The organism is Enterobacter sp. Lyrl_3 (assembly GCF_051948675.1).
Classification (GTDB): Bacteria; Pseudomonadota; Gammaproteobacteria; order Enterobacterales; family Enterobacteriaceae; genus Enterobacter; species Enterobacter cloacae.
Genome location: NZ_JAYJLI010000016.1, coordinates 1 through 23,286 on the forward strand (window position 1 = coordinate 1; position 23,286 = coordinate 23,286).

The 23,286-nt window shown below is 56.6% G+C and carries 26 protein-coding genes and 1 riboswitch; of the genes, 14 read left to right on the plus strand and 12 right to left on the minus strand.

The features are described from left to right. Positions 1-7: 7 nt before the first annotated feature. Positions 8-646 (minus strand): HTH-type transcriptional regulator RutR, encoded by a 639-nt coding sequence (rutR, locus tag VF709_RS20455; protein ID WP_013097192.1) that lies wholly within the window; start codon positions 644-646, stop codon positions 8-10. Positions 647-888: 242 nt separating this feature from the next. Here rutR and rutA point away from each other — a divergent pair, with 242 nt between their 5' ends. Genes rutA through rutG form a run of 7 tightly spaced genes read left to right on the plus strand, consistent with a single transcriptional unit; the run spans position 889 to position 6,329 of the window. Continuing rightward, positions 889-1,980 (plus strand): pyrimidine utilization protein A, encoded by a 1,092-nt coding sequence (rutA, locus tag VF709_RS20460; RefSeq protein WP_013097193.1) that lies wholly within the window; start codon positions 889-891, stop codon positions 1,978-1,980. Then, positions 1,980-2,669 (plus strand): pyrimidine utilization protein B, encoded by a 690-nt coding sequence (gene rutB, locus VF709_RS20465; RefSeq protein WP_013097194.1) that lies wholly within the window; start codon positions 1,980-1,982, stop codon positions 2,667-2,669. Before rutA ends, rutB begins: the two co-directional genes overlap by 1 nt. A gap of 11 nt (positions 2,670-2,680) precedes the next feature. Beyond that, complete coding sequence (gene rutC, locus VF709_RS20470; RefSeq protein WP_013097195.1) at positions 2,681-3,067, plus strand: pyrimidine utilization protein C; 387 nt, start codon at positions 2,681-2,683, stop codon at positions 3,065-3,067. 7 nt (positions 3,068-3,074) lie between these two features. After that, positions 3,075-3,875 (plus strand): pyrimidine utilization protein D, encoded by an 801-nt coding sequence (gene rutD / locus VF709_RS20475; protein WP_048972204.1) that lies wholly within the window; start codon positions 3,075-3,077, stop codon positions 3,873-3,875. A 9-nt stretch (positions 3,876-3,884) separates the two neighbouring features. Beyond that, complete coding sequence (locus VF709_RS20480; RefSeq protein WP_149896620.1) at positions 3,885-4,475, plus strand: malonic semialdehyde reductase; 591 nt, start codon at positions 3,885-3,887, stop codon at positions 4,473-4,475. A gap of 9 nt (positions 4,476-4,484) precedes the next feature. Then, the gene (rutF, locus tag VF709_RS20485; RefSeq protein ID WP_013097198.1) at positions 4,485-4,979 is read left to right on the plus strand and encodes an NADH-dependent FMN reductase RutF; all 495 of its coding nucleotides are present in this window, start codon (positions 4,485-4,487) and stop codon (positions 4,977-4,979) included. A gap of 21 nt (positions 4,980-5,000) precedes the next feature. After that, complete coding sequence (gene rutG, locus VF709_RS20490; protein WP_013097199.1) at positions 5,001-6,329, plus strand: pyrimidine utilization transport protein G; 1,329 nt, start codon at positions 5,001-5,003, stop codon at positions 6,327-6,329. A 35-nt stretch (positions 6,330-6,364) separates the two neighbouring features. Here rutG and VF709_RS20495 read toward each other — a convergent pair whose 3' ends face one another. Both VF709_RS20495 and VF709_RS20500 read right to left on the minus strand, forming a co-directional pair. Further along, positions 6,365-7,258, minus strand: coding sequence for a DMT family transporter (locus VF709_RS20495; protein ID WP_149896619.1), 894 nt, complete (start codon positions 7,256-7,258; stop codon positions 6,365-6,367). A gap of 120 nt (positions 7,259-7,378) precedes the next feature. Next, positions 7,379-7,549 (minus strand): general stress protein, encoded by a 171-nt coding sequence (locus tag VF709_RS20500; RefSeq protein ID WP_013097201.1) that lies wholly within the window; start codon positions 7,547-7,549, stop codon positions 7,379-7,381. A gap of 391 nt (positions 7,550-7,940) precedes the next feature. Here VF709_RS20500 and wrbA point away from each other — a divergent pair, with 391 nt between their 5' ends. Then, positions 7,941-8,537 (plus strand): NAD(P)H:quinone oxidoreductase, encoded by a 597-nt coding sequence (gene wrbA, locus VF709_RS20505; protein WP_013097202.1) that lies wholly within the window; start codon positions 7,941-7,943, stop codon positions 8,535-8,537. An 18-nt stretch (positions 8,538-8,555) separates the two neighbouring features. Beyond that, on the plus strand, positions 8,556-8,783 hold the full coding sequence (locus VF709_RS20510; protein WP_008499832.1) for a YccJ family protein: 228 nt from the start codon (positions 8,556-8,558) through the stop codon (positions 8,781-8,783). Positions 8,784-8,815: 32 nt separating this feature from the next. Here VF709_RS20510 and agp read toward each other — a convergent pair whose 3' ends face one another. Then, positions 8,816-10,057: a bifunctional glucose-1-phosphatase/inositol phosphatase gene (agp, locus tag VF709_RS20515; protein WP_013097203.1), complete on the minus strand. Its 1,242-nt coding sequence runs from the start codon at positions 10,055-10,057 to the stop codon at positions 8,816-8,818. 152 nt (positions 10,058-10,209) lie between these two features. Between agp and VF709_RS20520 the strand changes: the two genes are divergently transcribed. Together VF709_RS20520 and VF709_RS20525 are read left to right on the plus strand one after the other, a co-directional pair. Next, positions 10,210-10,653 carry a winged helix-turn-helix transcriptional regulator gene (locus VF709_RS20520; RefSeq protein ID WP_013097204.1) on the plus strand — a complete coding sequence of 148 codons (444 nt, stop codon included), beginning with the start codon at positions 10,210-10,212 and terminating at the stop codon, positions 10,651-10,653. Between the two features lie 125 nt (positions 10,654-10,778). Further along, positions 10,779-11,573, plus strand: coding sequence for an SDR family NAD(P)-dependent oxidoreductase (locus VF709_RS20525; protein ID WP_013097205.1), 795 nt, complete (start codon positions 10,779-10,781; stop codon positions 11,571-11,573). Between the two features lies 1 nt (position 11,574). Here the strand turns inward: VF709_RS20525 and VF709_RS20530 are convergent, their stop codons facing one another. Next, entirely contained in the window at positions 11,575-11,934 is a 360-nt protein-coding gene (locus VF709_RS20530) for a winged helix-turn-helix transcriptional regulator (protein ID WP_013097206.1), read from the minus strand. Between the two features lie 100 nt (positions 11,935-12,034). Between VF709_RS20530 and VF709_RS20535 the strand changes: the two genes are divergently transcribed. Beyond that, positions 12,035-12,784, plus strand: a complete 750-nt coding sequence (locus VF709_RS20535) for an SDR family oxidoreductase (RefSeq protein WP_013097207.1) — start codon at positions 12,035-12,037, stop codon at positions 12,782-12,784. Position 12,785: 1 nt separating this feature from the next. On the opposite strand, the gene VF709_RS20540 is transcribed toward VF709_RS20535, so the two are convergent. Continuing rightward, positions 12,786-13,289, minus strand: coding sequence for a DedA family protein (locus tag VF709_RS20540; RefSeq protein ID WP_023620983.1), 504 nt, complete (start codon positions 13,287-13,289; stop codon positions 12,786-12,788). Between the two features lie 156 nt (positions 13,290-13,445). Beyond that, a riboswitch (M-box (ykoK) riboswitch) is annotated at positions 13,446-13,615 on the plus strand. Positions 13,616-13,674: 59 nt separating this feature from the next. On the opposite strand from VF709_RS20540, the gene VF709_RS20545 reads away from it, so the two are divergent. Next, on the plus strand, positions 13,675-14,676 hold the full coding sequence (locus VF709_RS20545) for a magnesium transporter (protein ID WP_040021574.1): 1,002 nt from the start codon (positions 13,675-13,677) through the stop codon (positions 14,674-14,676). A 42-nt stretch (positions 14,677-14,718) separates the two neighbouring features. Here VF709_RS20545 and VF709_RS20550 read toward each other — a convergent pair whose 3' ends face one another. After that, positions 14,719-15,795, minus strand: coding sequence for a LacI family DNA-binding transcriptional regulator (locus VF709_RS20550; protein WP_038419069.1), 1,077 nt, complete (start codon positions 15,793-15,795; stop codon positions 14,719-14,721). A 269-nt stretch (positions 15,796-16,064) separates the two neighbouring features. Here VF709_RS20550 and VF709_RS20555 point away from each other — a divergent pair, with 269 nt between their 5' ends. Further along, complete coding sequence (locus tag VF709_RS20555) at positions 16,065-17,330, plus strand: maltoporin (RefSeq protein ID WP_013097211.1); 1,266 nt, start codon at positions 16,065-16,067, stop codon at positions 17,328-17,330. 102 nt (positions 17,331-17,432) lie between these two features. Here VF709_RS20555 and VF709_RS20560 read toward each other — a convergent pair whose 3' ends face one another. The 5 genes from VF709_RS20560 to VF709_RS20580 form a co-directional block, all read right to left on the minus strand. Beyond that, positions 17,433-17,675 (minus strand): PTS transporter subunit EIIB, encoded by a 243-nt coding sequence (locus tag VF709_RS20560; RefSeq protein ID WP_013097212.1) that lies wholly within the window; start codon positions 17,673-17,675, stop codon positions 17,433-17,435. A gap of 130 nt (positions 17,676-17,805) precedes the next feature. Continuing rightward, complete coding sequence (locus VF709_RS20565) at positions 17,806-19,863, minus strand: beta-galactosidase (protein WP_440232233.1); 2,058 nt, start codon at positions 19,861-19,863, stop codon at positions 17,806-17,808. A 29-nt stretch (positions 19,864-19,892) separates the two neighbouring features. Then, a complete protein-coding gene (locus VF709_RS20570; protein WP_062856385.1) occupies positions 19,893-21,095 on the minus strand; it encodes a glycoside hydrolase family 53 protein in 1,203 nt (400 codons plus the stop codon). Positions 21,096-21,097: 2 nt separating this feature from the next. Continuing rightward, positions 21,098-21,949: a sugar ABC transporter permease gene (locus VF709_RS20575; RefSeq protein ID WP_057072088.1), complete on the minus strand. Its 852-nt coding sequence runs from the start codon at positions 21,947-21,949 to the stop codon at positions 21,098-21,100. A gap of 11 nt (positions 21,950-21,960) precedes the next feature. Then, the gene (locus tag VF709_RS20580; RefSeq protein WP_095427238.1) at positions 21,961-23,265 is read right to left on the minus strand and encodes a carbohydrate ABC transporter permease; all 1,305 of its coding nucleotides are present in this window, start codon (positions 23,263-23,265) and stop codon (positions 21,961-21,963) included. Between the last annotated feature and the right edge of the window lie 21 nt (positions 23,266-23,286).

Consider the following 23,286-nt stretch of genomic DNA (forward strand, 5'->3'; position numbering starts at 1 on the left):
AGGGAAACTAGCGCACGCGGATCCCTTCAATAATCATTCGCTGCACGTTTTCGAGAGTGCTCTGGAAAAACGCTTCGTCCTGCAGCGTCTTTCCGGTTACCGCTTCAACCTGGGCCGCAAAGTCTGCATAGTGCTGGGTGGCGGCCCAAATCATAAAGATCAGATGCTGCGGATCGACAGGTGCCAGTTTGCCGCTGGCGACCCACCCGGCGATGATCGCGGATTTATCGTCCACCAGCTGTTTTAAATCCCCCGTCAGCTCTGCCTTCAGCAGCGGCGCGCCCTGCAGCATCTCCAGACAGAACAGCCGGGATGCCTGCGGATAATCACGGGAGACCTCCAGCTTCAGGCGAATGTACTCTTTGATCGCCACCAGCGGGGCGAACTCCTGACGAAAGGCCTTTAGCGGCGCCAGCCAGATATCCAGGATCTGCTGCATTACTGCCACATACAGCGCCTCTTTCGACGGGTAATAGTAGAGCAGATTGGTTTTGGACACCCCGGCCTGCTCCGCCACCTGTTCCAGGCGCGTGCCGTGAATGCCGAACTGTGAAAAGGTCTCCAGCGCCGCACTGAGGATGGCGTGCTTTTTGGCGCTCACCGCCTGCGAACGTTTACCTGCTGTTTTCACTGCGCCTTGTGTCATCCCGCTCTCCTTATTCTGCGTTGCCAACAGCATAGCAAAACCCCCGCCTCGCCACGACATCCTGCACTCCCATCGCGCATGAATGCCTGTTTTGTGTGCAATGTTTTTGACCAGTTAGTCCACTTTTGTCACACTCAATTCACCAACCATTGATTAACACATTAATAACAAAGCCATTTTGAAAACTGGCACTCCCTTTGCAAAACCCTGTTCACCTGCAACGTAGTGAAGAGAGGTTCGTGATGAAAATTGGCGTATTTGTACCCATCGGCAACAACGGCTGGCTTATCTCGACCACTGCTCCGCAATACATGCCGACCTTTGAGCTGAACAAAGCCATCGTGCAAAAAGCGGAGCACTACCATTTCGACTTTGCACTTTCGATGATCAAGCTGCGCGGCTTTGGCGGCAAAACCGAATTCTGGGATCACAATCTGGAGTCCTTCACCCTGATGGCGGGCCTGGCGGCGGTGACGTCACGGATTCAGATCTACGCCACCGCCGCCACGCTCACCCTGCCGCCAGCCATTGTCGCGCGGATGGCCTCCACCATCGACTCCATCTCCGGGGGACGCTTTGGCGTCAATCTGGTCACCGGCTGGCAAAAGCCGGAGTACGACCAGATGGGGCTCTGGCCGGGAGATGAGTACTTCTCGCGCCGCTATGAGTACCTTACCGAATACGTGCAGGTGCTGCGCGATCTGTGGGGTACCGGCAAGAGCGATTTCAAAGGTGACTACTTCACCATGAATGACTGTCGCGTCAGCCCGCAGCCTTCTGCGCCAATGAAGGTGATCTGCGCCGGGCAGAGCGACGCGGGAATGGCGTTCTCGGCAAAATACGCCGACTTCAATTTCTGTTTCGGTAAAGGCGTCAACACCCCCGCCGCCTTCGCTCCAACCGCCGCACGCATGAAAGAGGCCGCCGACAAAACCGGCCGTGATGTGGGCTCTTACGTGCTGTTTATGGTCATTGCCGACGAAACCGATGAGGCCGCGCGCGCCAAATGGGAGCGTTATAAGGACGGGGCCGACGACGAGGCCCTGAGTTGGCTCACCGAACAGAGCCAGAAAGATACCCGTTCCGGCGCGGACACCAACGTGCGCCAGATGGCCGACCCGACCTCTGCCGTCAATATCAACATGGGCACGCTCGTCGGCTCGTATGCCAGCGTTGCCAGAATGCTAGACGAAGTGGCCGCCGTTCCCGGCGCGGAAGGCGTTCTGCTGACCTTCGACGATTTCCTCACCGGCGTGGAGACCTTCGGCGAGCGCATTCAGCCGCTGATGCAGTGCCGCGCCCACATTCCTGCCATCACCAAGGAGGTGGCGTAATGACAACCCTTAATGCCCGTCCGGAAGCCATCACCTTTTCTGCACCGCAGAGCGCGCTGATTGTGGTGGATATGCAAAACGCCTACGCCAGCCCCGGCGGTTATCTGGATCTGGCGGGGTTTGACGTCTCCGCTACCCGGCCGGTGATTGAGAACATCAAAACCGCCGTCGCCGCCGCACGCGCCGCCGGGATGCTCATCATCTGGTTTCAGAACGGCTGGGACGATCAATACGTGGAAGCCGGTGGCCCCGGCTCGCCCAATTTTCACAAATCGAACGCCCTGAAAACCATGCGCAAACGGCCCGAACTGCAGGGCAAGCTGCTGGCTAAAGGTGGCTGGGATTATCAGCTGGTGGATGAACTGGTGCCGGAGGCAGGCGATATTGTGCTGCCCAAACCGCGCTACAGCGGCTTTTTCAACACGCCACTCGACAGCCTGCTGCGCAGCCGGGGCATTCGTCATCTGGTCTTTACCGGCATTGCCACCAATGTCTGCGTGGAGTCGACCCTGCGCGACGGCTTCTTCCTCGAGTATTTCGGCGTGGTACTGGAAGACGCCACTCATCAGGCGGGGCCGGAATTTGCCCAGAAAGCGGCGCTGTTCAATATCGAAACCTTTTTTGGCTGGGTCAGTAACGTCGCCGATTTTTGCGACGCCCTGAACCCGCCGCTCGCCCGTATCGCCTGAGGAGACATACGATGCCGAAATCCGTGATTATTCCACCGGGCACCAGCACGCCGATTGCGCCGTTTGTCCCCGGCACGCTCGCCGATGGCGTGGTGTACGTCTCCGGTACTCTGCCGTTTGATAAAGACAACAACGTGGTGTTTATCAACGACCCAAAGGCGCAAACGCGCCACGTGCTGGAGACGATCAAGACCGTGATCGAAACCGCGGGTGGCACGATGGAGGATGTGACGTTCAACAGCATCTTTATCACCGACTGGAAAAACTACGCCGCGATTAACGAGATCTATGCGGAGTTCTTCCCCGGCGATAAGCCGGCCCGCTTCTGCATTCAGTGCGGGCTGGTGAAGCCGGACGCGCTGGTTGAAATCGCCACCGTTGCGCACATTGGAAAGTGAGGCTGCCATGAAGCTCTCCGTCTCACCGCCCCCGTTTGACGGCGCGCCCGTCGTGGTGCTGATTGCCGGACTCGGCGGGGGCGGCAGCTACTGGTTACCCCAGCTAGCCGCGCTGGAACAGGAGTATCAGGTGGTCTGTTACGACCAGCGTGGCACCGGCAATAACCCTGACACCCTGCCGGAAGAGTACACCCTGGCGCAGATGGCCGGTGAGCTGGCACAGGCGCTGACCGCGGTCGGCATCACCCGCTACTGTGTGGTCGGCCATGCGCTGGGGGCGCTGATCGGCCTGCAACTGGCGCTCGACACCCCCGATGCACTCAAAGCGCTGGTGTGCGTCAACGGCTGGCTGACGCTGAATGCCCATACCCGACGCTGCTTTCAGATCCGCGAACGGCTGCTGCATGCCGGTGGCGCGCAGGCGTGGGTAGAGGCGCAGCCGCTGTTTCTCTATCCGGCAGACTGGATGGCCGCTCGCGCACCGCGTCTGGAGGCTGAAGAGGCACTGGCGCTGGCGCACTTTCAGGGCAAAAACAATCTGCTGCGCAGGCTGAACGCGCTGAAAAAGGCTGATTTTAGCCGCCATGCCGCCCGCATCGCCTGCCCGGTACACCTTATCTGTTCCGCCGATGACCTGCTGGTGCCCTCTGTCTGCTCGTCTGAGCTGCAGGCTGCGCTCCCGCACAGCCACAGCGTGGTGATGCGACAGGGCGGCCATGCCTGCAACGTCACCGAGCCGGAAACGTTTAATACCCTGCTGCTGAACGGGCTTGCCAGCCTGCTGCACAGCCATGAACCCGCTTTATAAGGAGTTTCGATGAGCGAAGCCATTACCTCTGCCGCGCTGGATTCACTGTTCACCGGCGCACGCACCCACAACGGCTGGCTGGACATACCGGTCAGCGACGAGACGCTGCGCGAGATCTACGACCTGATGAAATGGGGGCCTACCTCCGCTAACTGTTCCCCGGCCCGTATTGTGTTTGTGCGCAGCGCAGAGGGTAAAGAGAAGCTGCGCCCCGCACTCTCCAGCGGCAACCTGGAGAAAACCCTCACCGCACCGGTCACCGCGATTGTGGCGTGGGACACGGAATTCTATGAGCGTCTGCCTGAACTGTTCCCGCACGGGGATGCGAAGAGCTGGTTTACCACCAGCCCCGCGCACGCTGAAGAGACCGCCTTTCGCAACAGCTCCATGCAGGCCGCTTATCTCATCTTTGCCTGTCGCGCCCTGGGGCTGGACACCGGCCCGATGTCCGGTTTTGACCGGCAAAAAGTCGACGAAGCCTTTTTCACCGGCACGCTGCTGAAAAGCAATCTGCTGATCAATATCGGCTATGGCGATGTGGGCAAACTCTACGACCGTCTGCCGCGCCTGGCCTTTGAAGACGCCTGCGGGCTGGCGTAAGGAGCCATCATGACGACACCCGATAAACAAACCTTTCGCGATGCCATGGCCTGTGTGGGCGCGGCGGTCAATATCATCACCACCGACGGCCCTGCTGGCAGAGCGGGCTTCACCGCCAGCGCCGTATGCAGCGTCACCGACTCGCCCCCGACGCTATTGGTGTGTCTTAACCGCGGCGCGTCCGTCTGGCCGACGTTTAGCGAAAACCGCACCCTGTGCGTCAACACCCTGAGCGCCGGACAGGAGCCACTCTCCAACCTGTTTGGCGGCAAAACGCCGATGGAAGATCGCTTCGCCGCTGCCCGCTGGCAGACGGGCGAGACGGGCTGCCCGCGTCTGGAGGAGGCGCTGGCCTCGTTTGATTGCCGTATCAGCCAGGTGGTCAGCGTCGGCACCCACGACATTCTGTTTTGCGACATCGTGTCCATTATCCGCCACCCCGCCCCGCAGGGGCTGGTGTGGTTTGACCGCGGCTACCACGCGCTTATGCGACCCGCCTGTTAACCCTTCTTAAGGAAGCAGCTCATGGCAATGTTCGGATTTCCCCACTGGCAGTTGAAATCGACCTCTACAGAACCTGGCGTGGTCGCGCCGGATGAACGGCTCCCGCTCGGGCAAACCCTGGTGATGGGCGTCCAGCACGCGGTCGCCATGTTTGGCGCAACGGTGCTGATGCCGATGCTGATGGGCCTTGATCCCAATCTCTCCATTCTGATGTCGGGTATTGGCACCCTGCTGTTCTTTTTTGTCACCGGCGGGCGCGTACCCAGCTATCTGGGATCCAGCGCCGCCTTTGTCGGCGTGGTCATCGCCACCACCGGGTTTAACGGTCAGGGGATCAACCCCAACCTCAGCGTCGCCCTCGGCGGCATTATCGCCTGTGGTCTTGTCTATACCCTGATTGGCGTCGTGGTGATGAAGATCGGAACCCGGTGGATCGAGCGAATGATGCCGCCAGTGGTTACCGGCGCGGTGGTGATGGCGATTGGCCTGAACCTGGCGCCAATTGCCGTGAAGAGTGTCTCCGGCTCGCCGTTTGAGAGCTGGATGGCGGTGATCACCGTGCTGTGTATCGGTCTGGTGGCGGTATTCACCCGCGGCATGGTTCAGCGTCTGCTGATTCTGGTCGGGCTGATTGTGGCCTGTCTGATCTACGCCCTGCTGGCCAATGTCTTTGGTTTCGGCAAGCCTGTCGACTTTACCCTGCTCCATCAGGCTGCCTGGTTCGGTCTGCCGCAGATCACGTCGCCAACCTTTAACACGCAGGCGATGATGCTTATCGCCCCTGTCGCGGTGATCCTGGTGGCGGAGAACTTAGGGCACCTGAAGGCCGTGGCGGGCATGACCGGGCGCAGTATGGATCCGTATATGGGGCGCGCGTTTGTCGGGGATGGCCTGGCGACGATGCTCTCCGGGTCGGTGGGCGGCAGCGGTGTCACCACCTACGCCGAGAACATTGGCGTGATGGCGGTAACGAAAGTCTACTCCACGCTGGTGTTCGTGGCGGCGGCGGTCATGGCGATGCTGCTCGGCTTCTCACCAAAATTTGGTGCGCTGATCCACACCATTCCCTCGCCGGTCATCGGCGGCGCATCAATTGTGGTGTTCGGCTTGATTGCCGTGGCGGGAGCGCGCATCTGGGTACAGCATCGCGTCGATCTCAGCCAGAACAGTAACCTGATTATGGTGGCGGTCACGCTGGTGCTGGGTGCAGGTGATTTTGCCCTGACGCTGGGCGGGTTTACGGTTGGCGGGATTGGTACGGCGACCTTTGGGGCGATCCTGCTTAATGCCCTGCTGAGCCGCCGGAAAGGGGATGAAGCGCAAGGGGAAGCCATCACCCCCTCCACCTGATATAAAGGCCCCTTACTTGCCGGGTGACGCTGCGCTTACCCGGCAATCGCCTTACGTCGTTTTTTGAGCTTTAGCTCACTCACCAGCACCCCAACAACGATAAACGCCGCGCCGACCAGCGCCAGCAGCGGTAAGCGTTCTCCGGCAATGCGTCCAAAAATCCCCGCCCAGACCGGTTCACCGGTGTAGATCACCGTCGCCCGCGTCGGCGACACGCTGCGCTGTGCCCAGTTCATGGTCACCTGAATAATGGCGCTGAAAATACCCAGCCCCAGCGCCACCACCACCAGCCCGGTAGACATCGGCGGAACCGACTCCCCTGCCGGAACCAATGTCGCGAACGCCACCAGCGACGCTGTGGCAAGCTGTACCACCGTGACGCGCTTAACGTCGACCTTCCCGGCCCAGGCGCTAATGAGGATAATTTCCGCGGCAATCGCAATGGCTCCCACCAGGGTAATGATCTCGCCCGGCCCCAGTGCCAGCAGGTTATTTTCCGGCCCGGCCAGCAAAATCAGGCCGATAAACGCCAGCACAATACCAATGCAGGACATCACACCCGGCAGGCGTCCCAGACACAGCCATTGCAGTAACGGCACCAGCGGCACATACATGGCGGTGATAAAGGCCGATTTACTGCTGGAGATTGACTGTAACCCCCACGTCTGCAGGCTATACCCCATGGCGATCGCCACGCCAATCGCCACCCCGGCCTTGAGCTCCTGCAGGGTCAGCCCGCGCAGAGTTTTCAACGAGATCAACCCCACGGCAATCGCTGCCGTCGCAAAGCGCAGGCCGACAAAGAAGAACGGATCGCTCAGGGTGACCGCATACTGGACGGCGAGAAAGGTTCCGCCCCAGAACATGGTGATCAGAATGAGGATCGCTTCCTGAGGTTTGACGGAGAAGGTAAAACGAGAAACAGACATGAGGCACCAGAACGTAGAATGAAGGGACTAGTGTGCGATGCCTTTGATTGCAGTTCAATGTTACAGAAATAAAAAAACCGCCGGGAGAACCCGGCGGCAGAGGTCTTTCAACCCGGCGACTTACTTATTGCCGCCATGGCTGTTTTTACCCCCTTTTTTGCCAGCCTCAGATGCGCGCTGAGGGTCATTTTTGAAATTACCCCCGCTATGCTGGCCACCTTTACGGCCTGCTTCTGATGCTCTTTCACGATCTTCGGCGAAATTACCTGAACCACCACGATGGTTTGCCATCTCTAACCTCCAGTATGTGAAACATTAGACATCATATTGCATTCAGTAAAAGAGGATTCTTTCACCTCGCGGCTAAAGGACAGCGCCTTTATCTGTGCCGCGTGAAACTAAGCTTAGTGGACTGAGGGTATCCGGCAAGCTGTAGTTAATATTCTGCAACAAGATCTCAGTCTTTTGGGTGAGAAAACGCGGCGGTCATTCATAAGCCTTTCTTATCATTTCAAAAATCGTCGGCGGTAAAAATGTTTCATTTTGCTACAAGCCGCGATGGTCAGCATATTGTTATAAATCAAAGAAATGCCGTTCATTTTTGCAGTCTGGCTGTGATGTCATATCTTTAAATGAACGCAGCGATTCGCTGTCAGAAAAAACAAACGAGGAGTGATGCAAAATGGCTAAAGTTCTGGTGCTCTATTATTCCATGTATGGACACATTGAAACCATGGCTCACGCGGTAGCAGAAGGTGCAAACAAAGTGGACGGCGTGGAGGTTGTGGTAAAACGCGTACCGGAAACCATGCAGGCAGAAGCGTTCGCCAAAGCCGGAGGAAAAACCCAGAATGCGCCGGTCGCCACGCCTCAGGAACTGGCGGATTACGACGCCATTATCTTCGGCACCCCCACCCGTTTTGGCAATATGTCAGGCCAGATGCGCACCTTCCTCGATCAGACGGGCGGGCTGTGGGCCTCTGGCGCGCTGTACGGCAAACTCGCCAGCGTGTTCAGCTCCACCGGGACCGGCGGAGGCCAGGAACAGACGATTACCTCAACCTGGACTACCCTTGCTCATCATGGGATGGTGATTGTACCGATTGGCTATGGCGCGCAGGAACTGTTTGATGTCTCTCAGGTACGTGGCGGCACACCTTACGGTGCAACCACCATTGCCGGTGGCGATGGATCCCGACAGCCGAGCAATGAAGAGCTCGCTATCGCCCGCTATCAGGGTGAATACGTCGCGGGTCTGGCCAAAAAACTGAACGGCTAACTCAACAGGAGGACAAGCATGCCAACTCAAGAATCCAAAGCTCACCACGTGGGCGAATGGGCAAGTTTACGCAATACCTCTCCGGAGATCGCCGAAGCCATTTTTGAAGTCGCGAAATACGATGAAAAACTGGCAGAGCAGATTTGGGAAGAAGGCAATGATGAAGTGCTGGTACGCGCCTTCGAAAAAACGGACAAAGACTCGCTCTTCTGGGGTGAGCAAACCATCGAACGTAAAAACGTCTGAGCGTTTCCCCCCGCCTGCGCGGGGGGATTATCTTATTTCGCCGCGTCGTTCATCACCGTATTAAATTTATCGATCGGGCAAAAACCGTTCGCATCCACCGGACACCCCTTCAGTTCCAGCGTCACGCGCTGCGCCGGAGACTGCAGCGACAGCACGCTGGCGTTACGCAGCTGCTCTGAGCTCTGATACACATACTCAATTTTCATCAGCTCGCGGTTGCCGTTTTTGTCGTGCCAGCGCTGGAAGACAATTTTGCCGCCGATTGGGGTGCGCTCCTGCTGGTCATGCAGCTGGTACGGCTTGAAGTCCAGCGCCGTCAGCAGAGAGGCAATGTTGGAGTCATGCCCCACCAGCAGGGTGATTTTCGGCGCTTTTGCCTGATCGGTCACCAGGGCGTTATCGATATACTTCACCAGCGGTTTGGCGACGTTTTGCGCCACCTCGGTTGAGGTAAACAGCGAGTCCTGATATCCGTTTTTCAGCTTCGACAATACGCGCCACTGCTGGTCGGTTTTAATCTCTCCCCAGGCCACCTGGTCGGCCGGGAAGCCTTCGTAATACTGCAGCGTGAACGCATCCACCAGCGAGTTGCCCACTTTCAGCGGCCCGGAAACGCCCGGTTCTTTTTCGTAGTCGGCGCTGAAGGTATCTTTCGCGTCTGCCAGTGAACAGACTTTTTTCTCTTTGCACGACGGCGAATCGGCGTAGTTCGTCATCTGCTCCAGCAGCTTATAGCTTTCGCCAAGCTGCATTTTCTGCCGCTCGGACTCCATCGCCTTGAGCGCTTTTTCGCGGAATTCCGGCGAGTTATCGGTAATTACCGGATTAAAGGTTGGGTCCATGGTGCCCATTTTGTCCTGATGATGCACAGGAACATCGCACCCCGGGAACGCGCCGGTAATGAAGAACTGAGCGGTAGCGACGGTGCGCTGCAGGCTGTTGGCGTAAGCATAAACACTCTCCGCCGGTGGACATTCTCCCGTCTTCACCATCCCCTGCTGGGCCAGCCACTCGCGCATGTAGTGCCCCATGTAAACCTCCAGCACGCCACCTTTGGTGGTGAGCTGACCGCCCGGCACTTCCCATTCAGGCCATTGCTTTGGCGTGGACTGCTCCAGCACGCTGCCGTTATTGGCGAGCGGTGCGCGCAGGTTGTGACGGCTCATAATTAAAACTTGCTCCAGCTGATACCCTTCCGGCGTCTCTTGCGCCTGCACCCCGGAGGCTGCTGAAAAGAGACCGGCTACGGCCACCGCGAGTAGTGCTTTTCTCATCCCTAATTCCTCACTCGTTTTAAAATGTCGCGTTCAGTGTGACAGATCCGTGACAATTTTCCGGGAAGCATTTCTCAAACTGATGAATAACACGCTTACCCGGTGAGCAGATTAGTTTTATAATAAAACTACATACGCCCGGAGATTTGCCTGTGAAACGCACCCGTCTTGAAGAGAGTACCTGCCCTGTCGCCCGTTCGCTGGATATCATCGGCGACTGGTGGTCGCTGCTGATTGTTCGCGACGCATTGCGCGGGATTAAACGCTTCGGCGAGTTCCAGAAAAGCCTCGGTATCGCGAAAAACATGCTGACCGCGCGGCTAAAACTGCTGGTCGATGAAGGCATCCTCCGGCTCCAGCCCGCCTCCGACGGCAGCGCCTGGCAGGAATACGTTCTGACCGACAAGGGACGCGCACTCCAGACGGTGCTGGTTGCCCTGTCCCAGTGGGGCAATGAATTTTTGTTCGCGGAAAACGAATGCGGCACCGTTCTCGTTGATAGCGAACAGCGCAAACCGCTGCGTAAACTGCTGCTTATCGCCGATGATGGCCGCGAACTTACGCCTGAAGAGATCGTGGCTAAACTCCCCTCCTGATCGTTCCCGGCGGCAAAAGCACAAAATGACCACCAATATAGTTGCATTATAAAACCAAATAGCAGACAGTGAATTCAGTTTCATATTGAAACCAAATAACTCACTTTGCTTTGAGGTAACACACGATGACTACGCAAATCACTACCGCCCTGATTACGGGTGCCTCTTCCGGGATTGGTGCCGTCTATGCCGATCGCCTTGCCGCGCGCGGCGCTAACCTGGTCCTGGTCGCCCGCCGCGAGGATCGGCTGCAAACCCTCGCCGCCGACCTGCGCGCGCGCTATGGCGTGACCGTCGATATTCTGGTGGCCGATCTCACCGATGAAACCGGGATCCGCGCGGTAGAAGACGAACTGCGTAGCAATACCGCCATTGATGCGCTGGTTAACAACGCCGGCACCGCGCAGATGGCGCCGTTCCTCGCGGGCGATGTGGCCCAACATCAGGCCATTAACACCCTCAATACCACGGCGCTGATGCGCCTGACCTATGCGATCCTGCCGCGCCTGGCGCAGAATAACCACGGTACGCTTATCAATATCGCCTCGGTGTTGTCCCTGCACGTGCGTGCAGGCAGCGCGCTGTACAGCGCCACCAAAGCCTGGGTGCTCAGCTTTACCCGTGGGTTACAGGAGGAGTTTGCCGACAGCAATCTGCGTATTCAGGCCGTGTTACCCGCCGCAACGGCAACAGAAATCTGGCAGCATTCCGGCGTGACGGTGAACGATCTGCCCGAAGGCTCGGTGATGACCACTGACGATATGGTGGATGCTTCGCTGGCGGGTCTGGATCAGGGCGAGCTGATTACCATTCCGCCAATGCATGATGCCAGCCTGTGGGATCGCTACGAAACGGCACGTCTGGAACTGTTTAACAGCGCCCGCACCGGCATCCCGGCGCCGCGCTATGTAAAACAGTAGGCTAACGCTCAAGCTGGTCGCCGTACTCACTCATCCAGGCGGCCAGCGGCGAGAGCGCCCCTTGCAGGGTCAACCCCAGCCCCGTTATCTGGTACTCCACGCGCGGTGGGATCTCCGGGTAAACCGTGCGCGACACCAGCCCGCGCTGTTCGAACAGCCTGAGCTGCTTCGTGAGTTCTTTCTGCGTGATGGGGGCGGTAGCGCGCAGCAGATCGCCAAAGCGTACCGGCGCATTGAGGATAATCAGGCGATAAAGAACAGGGATCGCCCACTTCCCGGAAATCAGGTTCACAAACTGCGTCATCGGGCAGACATAAACCTCAGAATTTTTTTCACAACGTATATCGAGCAATTCCGCCATAGCACACCTCTTGCCGCATTAGTATCCAATTGGTACCTGGTTTCCTTTCGATACTAACGTTTCTATAGTGCTTTCTCCAGAGACATTTCAGGAGAAGAACATGGGTCGTTTAGCAGGTAAATATACGCTGATTACCGGCGGAACCAGCGGCATTGGCCTTGCCACTGCGCAGGTGTTTCTCGCCGAAGGGGCGCATGTCGCCGTCACCGGTCGTAACCCGGAAACGCTCGCCGAAGCAGAGCGCATTCTGGGCGATAAGGCCTGGGTGATCCCGACCGATGCGGGAGATATTGCTTCGCAAAAAGCGCTGGCGGAGACGCTTGCCGCCCGCTGGCCACGCCTTGACGCGGTGTTTCTCAATGCCGGCGACGTGACGCACGCGCCGCTGGAAGCGTGGCAGGAAGAGGCCTGGGATCGTCTGATGGGCATCAACCTGAAGGGACCGTTCTTTTTAATTCAGGCGCTGCTGCCGCTGCTGAATAATCCGTCCTCGGTGATCCTGTGCGGCTCCGTAAGCGCGCGCATCGGCCTGCCCACCAGCAGCGTGTATGCCGCGAGCAAGGCCGCCCTGCTGTCGCTGGCACGCACACTGTCAGCAGAGCTGTTACCGCGCGGCATTCGCGTTAACGGTCTGAGCCCCGGCCCGGTAGAAACCCCGGCCTTTACGAAAACGGGCTTAAGCGAAGAAACGCTTAACGCGATGATGGCGGAGATCATCAAGCTTGTGCCGCTGGGCAGAATGGGCTCGACGACGGAGCTGGCAAAAGCCGCGCTCTATCTGGCCTCCGACGAATCCAGTTACACGGTAGGAACGGAACTGCTGGTGGACGGCGGAATGGGAAGTTTGTAACTTAAAAGGCGCTGATGCCGGTGACAATGCCGACATACAGCGCCGCCCAGACGGCGGCAGAAAACAGGCTGACCGCGTAAACCTTCACCCGGTTGAGCCTGAGCATGCCCGCCGCCAGCGGCACGATATAGCGCAGTACCGCCAGAAAACGGGCGGTGAAGAGCACCAGCACGCCGTTTTTCTGTAGCTGATGCTGCACCCGCAAAAATGTATCGGCATGTTTTGAGGTAATGCGCGTCACCAGCCGCGTATGCCCCATCAACTGACCGATATGATAGTTCAGCAGCGAACCGAGCGTGGCCCCCATTACCACCGCCAGCCACGTCAACGCCGGATGCAGGCTCGCCTGGCTGACGGTGATCCCGGTCAGCAACATCACCGAGGCGGGCGGCAGCACGGAGGAGATCAGCACCGTGGATTTACTCAAAGCCAGCACGAAGAGTAGCGCAAAGAGATGCGTCGGATAATGCGCAAAATGATTGAGCAGATTGTCAAACCACGCCACCTTGTTCTCCTCGTGAATATTTACCTTCTTATTAAAGTCGAGCAAGTTTAAATAAAGACTCAACGCGTCATGAATAATGAATACATAAACATTCCCTAAACATTTTTTAAATTCCAGAGCGGGAAAATAAAATAAGCGTATTATCCCGCTGGTTTACAACGATCTCGTTATGGCGAGGCTCCTGTACAAATACACGTTATCGCTCTGGCAGGTTCGAGAGAACCCGCACAGGGTAAAACAGGCACTGTCGAATCAAGGCTTTGTCAGTATAACTTCCCTTACGGGATACGGTGTACAGTGCTGAACCCAGGACGTGGGGCTCTCCTCTTCGACATGCCCTGTCTTGCTCGCCCCTGAGAGATTTTTTATTCAAAGGGAATTCACTATGTCTTACGCTATTCACAACCAGAACCCGGTATTCAATGACAGCGCTATCGCGCAATATATGAATACCGATTTTATTGTCCTCGATATTTCGTTATGCGTGGCGCTGGCGCGCGAGCAGTTTTTCGAAAAATTAAAAGACGATGATATTCCGTCGCATATTTTCATTGAAGATCAGGGTCGCCTGGCAGGCATGATTGCGGTACGCAAATTACTGCAAACCACCGATACCGTACAGCCGGTAAAATCGCTGATGCTGTCGCAATTTCTGCAGGTCAAACCGGAAGATGAGCGGGCCGATGTCGCCGGACTGCTGGCCCACAGCGGTGCGGATGTGGTGCCCGTGGTCACCCACGGCAAGCTGGTTGGCTGCCTCACCGAGCGCGAAATGGCTCACCTGCTGGAAGACGATGTCACCGAAGATGCCCAGCGCCAGGGGGCCACGCTGCCGCTGGAAAAGCCCTATCTGGAGACCAGCGCCTTCAGCCTGTGGAAAAAACGCTCTGTCTGGCTGCTGCTGCTGTTTGTCGCGGAAGCCTACACCAGCTCGGTGATCCAGCACTTTGAAGAGGCGCTGGAGTCCGCCATTGCGCTGGCATTTTTTATCCCGCTGCTGATTGGCACCGGCGGGAACAGCGGAACGCAGATCACCTCCACGCTGGTGCGCGCCATGGCGCTGGGTGAAGTGCATCTGCGCGATGTTGGTCGCGTACTTTGCAAAGAGATGACCACCTCACTGATGATTGCCGTCACGCTCGGTATTGCCGGGTGCATCCGCGCATGGATGATGGGGATTGGGCTGGAAATTACCCTTATCGTCAGCCTGACGCTGGTGTGCATTACGCTGTGGAGTGCCATAGTCTCGTCCGTTATTCCCATGGTACTCAAGCGCTGCGGCATTGACCCGGCCGTCGTCTCCGCGCCGTTTATCGCGACGCTTATCGACGGTACCGGGCTGATTATCTACTTCAAAATCGCCCAGTATACGCTGGGGCTGGAGTAATCTTACGAGCACCTCTTTCCTGTGATTGAGGTGCTCACTCCGCTACACATCACCCAGTTGATGCGCAATCTCGCGCAGCTGCTGGGCCAGCGCCTGGAGGTTTTTTCCCTTCTCCCCTTTCGGCCCGGTGGACTGTCGCACCACCAGACGGGCAGGTAAAATCGAAGACATGCGCAGGGCACTCTCTTCGCCGCTGTCCAGAATGCGGCGCACCGCCTCTTTGCCCTGCAGATCTAAATCCAGTGAGACCGTCGTCAGCGCCGGGTAGAAGAACGAGCTTTCGTAGGTATCATCGTAGCCAATCACCGACTTCTCGCCCGGAATGGAAATCTGCTGCTGGTGGAAGGCGCTCAGTACGCCCAGCGCCATCTGGTCGTTGGCCACCAGTACGGCGGAAAACTGCGGCGTTTCGCGCAACATCTGCAGCGCACCGGCATACCCGCTCTGCGCATCCCAGTTGCCGCGGATCACCGAAGCGGGCTCCAGCCCGTAACCCTTCAGGGTTTCGATCCAGCTTTTTAGCCTCAACTGTGCCGACACAGAGGACTCCGGCCCCGCCAGCAGGGCGATGTCGCGATGGCCCAGCTCGTAAAGGTATTTAACGCTGGCGCGGGTCCCATCCGCCGGGTTAAACGAAACGTTAAACACAGAACTGTACGGGTCGACATCCAGGAAAAGACAGACGATATCGTCGTTGTCGGTGGCGATTTTCTGCGCCTCTTCGGCCTCCAGAGGCACGTTAATGATCACCTTGCTCACCAGCTGGGACTTCAGTTCGTTGATAGAGTCCTGAATACTTTGGTTGACGTTCTCATCTATCATTGAGATCAGTACCTGGTATCCCTCCACGTTCGCATAGCGTTTTACAGCTGCCGCCACCTGAGAAGGCGCGTGCAGAGCCAGCGAAATGGTCACCAGCCCGACGGTCTGGCTCTGCTTGCCTACCAGTTGCTGGGCCAGGCGATTCGGCACATACCGCAATAACTCTATGGATTTCTCAACCTTGTGGCGCGTGGCCTCGGATACATTGGCAGATTTATTCAGTACCCTGGACACGGTCTGATAGGAGACGCCTGCATGGCGTGCGACGTCCTCTAACGTTGCGCTTTTCGACTTCATGGTCCGGTTCCTTATGTTGTTATGCGATGATTGTAACAGGGGCGCTGTAAAAAAACGCTCACCGCCCTCACTTCGCAGACATAACACCATCAAAAAGTATTACGTTCACAATGCCATAATTTGTGGCACAGCTCATCACTCGTAACAAAATTGTCTATTTTATTTGCAGTTAATCACACATTTAGGATCGTTCAATTGCCAGCCAGAAGGTTTAGGCATTTTATGACAGCGGATTTGTGAACGTATTACAAAACAATAAGAGGGTAACAATGAACACGACGATCCGCTCTGTATCCGTTGCGCTGGCTGCCGCGTTAGCGTCTCCATCGCTGTTTGCTGCGTCTTCAGTACCGATTGATTTTCATGGCTATCTTCGCTCCGGCGTGGGCGTCTCACGGGATGGTGGGATGGAGGAGTGGCAGAAGAATAAAATAGGCCGTCTGGGTAACGAAGCCGATACCTACGGCGAGCTGGAACTGGGCTCTGAGGTCTACAAAAAGAACGACGTGAGCTTTTATCTCGACAGCATGGTGAGCATGGTGTCTGACGGCTCTAACGATAACGAAACCACCTTTGGCGACGACGCTCAGTTTGGCCTGCGTCAGCTTAACCTGCAGATCAAGGGGTTGATCCCGGGCGATCCGAATGCGGTTATCTGGGGTGGGAAGCGCTATTACCAGCGTCATGATCTGCACATCATTGACACCAAATACTGGAACATCTCGGGATCCGGTGCAGGTATTGAAAACTATACGCTCGGCCCTGGCGCGGTCTCCGTGGCCTGGATCCGCGGCGATGCCAACGACGTGGACTACCGCGTTGACGGTGATAACGACGTGAACATTAATTATATCGATCTCCGCTATGCGGGCTGGAAACCGTGGGCAGGCGCGTGGACGGAAGTGGGTATTGACTATGCCATGCCAAACCCGACCAACAAACAGAAAGAGTATGGCGGGCTGTACGAGGCCGACAACGGCGTGATGGTAACCGGAGAGATCAGCCAGGACATGCTGGGCGGCTATAACAAGCTGGTGCTGCAGTATGCCAACAAAGGTCTGGCGCAGAACATGGTTTCCCAGGGGGGCGGCTGGTACGACATGTGGAACTATGTGAACGATGCCAGCGGCTACCGCGTGATTAATACCGGCTTAATTCCCATTACCGATAAGCTCTCCTTTAACCACGTCCTGACCTGGGGCTCGGCGGATGACACCACGCAGTATACCGATAAATCGCGCCTGATTTCGCTGGTGGGCCGCGCGCAGTATCAGTTCACCGAATATGTGCGTCTGATTGGTGAAGTGGGCGGGTTCTACCAGAAAGATACCTATACCGACGGTTCAAACTACAAGCAGAGCGGTGAGAAGTACACGATCGCCTTAGGTCTGGCGGACGGACCTGATTTTATGTCACGTCCCGAGCTACGGGTGTTTGCCTCCTACCTGAATGATTCCGAACATGGGAAATCCTTCGAAGACGGCACCGCCAGTAATACCTGGAATTTCGGCGTGCAGGTTGAAGCCTGGTGGTAATATTTATTTCTAAAATGCGTTAATCGTTATTGTATCTCCAACAACTGGCAGTTTATTCGCCTGTTTCGGGATAGCCATTATTTTGGCTATCCCTTTTTTTATTTATTGATTAAAATGTTCATCTAATAACTGACGTAAGGCATCAGACTGCCTGCCAAATATGGCATGCACCTGCTGGCCAATAATAATTACCCCCAGCGCCCCTTCATTCTGTAATGCCTCTGAGTCAACTTTATTTAAATCTTTTACCGTCACGCGCAGGCGGGTAATACAGGCTTCGACGTGTTCGATATTATCGTCGCCGCCAAACGCGGGAATTAAACGCTGGGTAATTTGACTGTCCATAATACGCCTCATTATATGCAGATAAAAAAATGCCTGCTCGTGGAGCAGGCGTTCTGTGCCTTTTTGCCCGGACGGTGCGGTCTGATGCCCTCACCCCAGTCCTCTCCCACAGGGAGAGGGAGAAAATCAATTACGCTTTACGCCTGAGCACACGACAGTCCCAGGGCAGCAGAGCGGTATCGCCCGCAGCAGCGGCGTCTGTCATGCAGTCGGTATACCCCTGTGGCAGCGTGATGTACTGCTGCTGTGCCGTGTAGTTCTGCACAAACACCCAGGTGGTTTCGCCATCCGTGCGTGCCGTGGCAACCACGCCCGGCGGGAGCTCACACTCGATGGCGCGCGGTAGTGCCAGCTCGTTGATAATCCCGGCGAAGAAATCGCGCTGGAACGGCAGATCGTTACGTGAAGCGACATGCCACGCCTTGCCTTTACCGACGCGGTTGACCGTTACCGCAGGGCGACCTGCGTAGAAATCATCGCGGTAGGTCGCCAGCACCTGTGCGAACTCAGCGTGGATCAGCTCGCATAAATGTCGCACCTGATACGGCCCCTGCAAACCTGCCGCGTTGCCTGCCAGCCCCTGAATCAGGTTGCGTTCCCCCTCGCCCAGGCACTCGATCTCTTCCGCCCAGATGCCCAGAAGCTTGCGCAGCGGGCCAGGGAAACCGCCCAGATGACAGAGATCGGTCTCATCCACCACGCCGGTCCAGTAGGTCGTCACCAGATGCCCGCCATTAGCCACAAAGGCTTCTGCCCGCTCGGCAAACCCTTCGCGTACCATATAAAGCATGGGGGCCACCACCAGCGCGTAGTCGCTCAGATCGCCGTCAGCGTCAATGACATCCACCGCAATGCCTTTTTCCCAGAACGGACGATAGTGCTCGTTGACGGTTTTTTCGTACTCCATTCCCATATTGCGCGGACCTTCGGCATCATCCAGCGCCCAGCGGTTTTGCTGGTCGAAGACAATCGCCACCCGGGCCTCGGTACGGCAACCTGCGACCTCCGGCAGGCGTGCCAGCATCTCGCCCAGGCGCGTCACTTCACGCCCGACGCGGGTATCCAGATGACCCACGTGGTCGATAACCGCGCCGTGGAATTTCTCCACCGACCCGCGGCTTTTACGCCACTGGAAGTACTGCACCGAATCCGCTCCGTGCGCCACCGCCTGCATTGACGAGAGAATATGCATCCCCGGCTTTTTCAGCTTGCTGGTTGGCTGCCAGTTGGTGGTGCTCGGCGTCGACTCCATCAGCACGAAGGGCTTACCGCCCTTCAGGCTACGCATCATGTCGTGATACATGGCGGTGTAGCAGGCGAGCGCCGTTTCGTCTTTCTCCTTGTGCCACATCGGATAGCTGTCCCAGGAGATAAAGTCGATCGCCTTCGCAAGCTGCCAGTAGTCGGAGTCGTAGAAATACTCCATAAAATTGGTGGTTACCGGCAGTTCCGCATTCGCTACTTTTAGCGGGGCCACTTCATGGCGGCAGAAATCGGTCACCTGTGCGGTATTGAAGCGACGCCAGTCGAGGTTGAGGCCGTGAATCGATACTTCTCCCTGCGGCGCAGGGGACTCTATCTGCGACCAGTCGGTGTAGGTGTGGCTCCAGAAGGTGCTCCACCACGCGTGGTTCAGCACGTCCAGGGTTTTATAGCGCGCCTTCAGCCAGTCGCGAAAACGTGCCTGACACAGGTGACAGTGACATTCGCCGCCGTATTCATTAGAGATATGCCAGCCCAGCACCGCCGGATGGTGTGAATAACGCTCCGCCAGCAGGCGGTTAATGGTGAATGTCTTCTCACGGTACACTGGCGATGACATGCAGTGGTTATGCCGGCCTCCGTGCAGCGCGGGCACGCGGTTGCGCCCGACGCGCAGCACCTCAGGGTATTTTTGCGACATCCACGCCGGACGCGCGCCGCTTGGCGTAGCAAGGAAAATATGAATACCTGCCGCATACAGTTTTTCAATAATATTATCCAGCCACGCAAAATCATATTCCCCTTCACGCGGCTCCAGCTTTGCCCAGCTAAATATGCCCACCGACATCACATTACATTTTGCCTGCTGCATCATGGCAATATCTTTTTCAATAATACCGGGATAATTCTCCCATTGCTCCGGGTTATAGTCGGCGCCATGCAATAACGCCGCGACCTTTGGGCTTAAAGGCGCAAATTTATTCATATTAAAAACGTCCTGAATGAAGATAAAAATTATTTAAATACCGTTATTGATGGCAGCACTTTTCCCTGGCAATCAAATAACGCCTGATTCTCGCGGGCATTCCCCTCTTTCCATTCGTCATGGATATATTTCATGCCGGCTTTGGTCGCCCACGTGGTGCCCGGTACGGCAATCCAGGTCGGCTCCCAATAAAAGATGCCTTTGCCACGGTGGTCCGGAACATCAATAACGGACTGCATTAAATCGTGAATATAATCGTACTGGCCCTGAACGGTACCCGGATAGCCGCCGTCTTTTTCTTCTTTCGCCTGGAAGCTGTTCTCAGCGTTATCGCAGTTGTCCAGCGTATAGCCGTATGCCGCTTCCACCACAATCACGTCTTTGTTATAGCGCTTGCTGATGTCATCCATATTGGCCTTCAGCGCGCTAATCGGGCCGTTCCAGTAGGTGTACATTGACAGGCCGATGATATCGAATGGCACGTCGCGCTTCGCGATTTCGTCAAACCACCAGCGGAAGGTGTCATTTTTAGTGCCTTCGGCCAGGTGCAGCATGATTTTCACCTGCTCGCCGCCGGTCAGATTCTCTTTTAGCCCGCTAATGGCGGCGTTGAGCAGTCCGGCCAGACGGTCAAACTCGCCGCCGCCCTGCCCCCAGCTTTTGCCTTCCGGCCACAGCATGCCGCCGTTGATTTCGTTACCGATCTGCACCATGTCCGGCAGTACGCCCTCTTGCTTAAAGCGGGCGATGGTGTCGCGGGTGTAGTCATGGATCGCCGTTTTAAGCTGCGGGTAGTCCATCTTCTCCCAGGCTTTCGGCTTGAACTGTTTGCCCGGATCGGTCCAGAAATCGCTGTAGTGGAAATCGAGCAGCAGCTTCAGGCCCTGCGCCTTCACGCGCTTCGCCAGCGCAATCGTGTTTTCCAGGTTGTTACTGCCACCGCCATAGGTCTTGCCGCTCGCATCCTGTGGATCAACCCACAGGCGCAGGCGTACATAGTTCACGCCGTTGGCCTTCAGGATCGCAATCGCATCCTGCTGCTGGCCGTTCTGGTTATAGAATTTCGCGCCGTGTTGTTCGGCTTCCAGTAGGGTCGAAATATCCGCCCCCTTAATAAAATCTGCAGGCATGGCGTTAAACGGACGCGTTTTCACCGCGTCGGCAGCAAAAGCACTCGCGGCAAGGCCACATGAGAGGCAAACGGCGAGCAAAGCGGGTTTGAGTCTTTTCATGGTTATCCTTTGGTACTCCCGGAGGTCAGGCCGGAGACGAAGTATTTTTGTAACGCCAGGTAGAGGATCGCCACCGGCACCGCAATCAGGACCGCGCCTGCCGCGTAGGTGGTGTAGCTGGCACCCATTTTTTGCGCCACCAGGTTATAAAGCCCGATGGGTAAGGTGTATTTGTCCGGGGTGCGCAAAATGGTGCTGGAGAGGATGAAATCCCCCAACGGCCCGGTGAAGGAGAACAGCGCCACCACCGCCACAATCGGTTTCGAAAGCGGCATGATAATTTCGATGAAAATCCGGAAATTACTGGCCCCGTCCATGCGCGCGGATTCATCCAGATCTTTCGGGATGGCATCAAGGTAGCCTTTCATCAGGTAAGTGTTCATCGGGATCATGCCGCCCACATAGATCAGCACCAGCGCCAGATGACTATTGATAAGGCCCAGCAACTGCGACAGCACGAAGATGGCAATCAGCGCCGAGAACTGGGGGATCATCTGCAGCAGCAGGAACAGCATCAGACCGTTCTGGCGCCCCTTAAAGCGAAAGCGCGAAAACGCGTAGGCGGTAAAGCTGACGCTGATTAAGGTCAGTATCATGGTCAGGAAGCTGATTTTCATTGAATTCCAGTACCAGGTCATGTAGTTCACCTGGCCGTTGAACAGGTCGGCATAGTGCTGCACCGAGAAGTTCTCTGGAATAATCGACGAGCTCAGCAGGCTATTACCCGCGTTAAACGACGCACCGACCGTCCACACCAGCGGGTAAATGATGATTATCGAGACCAGCACGATAACCAGCCAGGAGAGCGAGAGGCGAACCCACTTCTCACGTTTAATACTTTGTGATTGAGCCATTGTTACGTTCCTTACGCCATGTCGTCATTTTTGAACGATTTCGTGGCGCGGAACTGCCACAGCGCCAGCCCGACGACAAAGATCGACAGCAGGATAGTGATGGTCGCCGCAATCGCATATTGCGAAGAGGACATCGTCAGTTTGTAGATCCACGACACCAGGATATCCGTCCCACCCGCATTCGACCCTACCACCGCCGGTCCGCCGTTATTAAACAGATAGATGATGTTGAAATTATTGAAGTTGAAGGTGTATTGAGTGATCAGAATCGGCGCAATCGAGTAAAGCACCAGCGGCAGCGTGATGGTACGCAACTTAGTCGCGCTACTGGCACCGTCCATGGTCGCCGCTTCGTACAGATCGTCCGGAATGGCCTGCAGCACGCCGGTGGTCATGGCGAAAACAAACGGGAAGCCGAGCCAGGTCTGCATCATAATCAGCGCCGTTTTGGTCCAGAACGGATCGGTCATCCACGCTTTTGGCGCGATGCCGAAGAAGGCCAGAATGGCGTTGTTGATCACCCCAAAGGAGTCATTAAACATTCCGGCAAACACCAGGATGGTGACAAAGCCCGGCACCGCCCAGGGCAGAATGAAGATGGTGCGGATCAGCGGCTTAAAGCGCAGATCTTTCTGGTTCACCAGAATGGCCAGCAGCACGCCTACTGAACATTGCAGCGTGGTAGCGAGCAGGGTCCAGACCACCGTCCACTGCAGCACGTCGAAGAAGGTCGAACGCCAGATGGAGAGCGTGAAGATATTGATGAAGTTCTTAAACCCAACCCAGTCCACCAGCTTAGCCGGCGGCGTGTGGTAGAGGTTGTAGTTGGTAAAGGCGATGGCAAAGCCGAACAGGATCGGGAAAACCACTACAAACACCAGCAGGATAAAGCCGGGCGTGATCATCAGATACGGGAAGCCGTCGCTCAGCAACATCTGGTACTGCTTGCGCACGCTGTTAAGCGTAAGTCCCGCATCGCGTTTTCTGCCATTCACCCACGCATCACGCATCGACAGGTACCAGACCATCACGCCAAACGCGGCGATCAGCACGCTGATGATCCCCTCAGCCAGCAGGAAGATGGAGTTGTCCCGCGGCACCTCCTCGCCCAGCGTCACCAGCCCCCATAGCCCTTCGCGCAGAAAATCGGCAAATACGCCGAGAAAACTGACCAGCAGTACCAGGAAGATGATCCCTTTCAGCCACTGACGATGGTAGAACTGGCCGAAGCCGGGGATGAACGCCAGCAGCAGGCCGGTCCAGGCATGGCGCCCGGCCCCGTGCGGTTTGGCAAAATTTTCCGGGATGATACTCACAGACAACTCCTTTCAAATAAA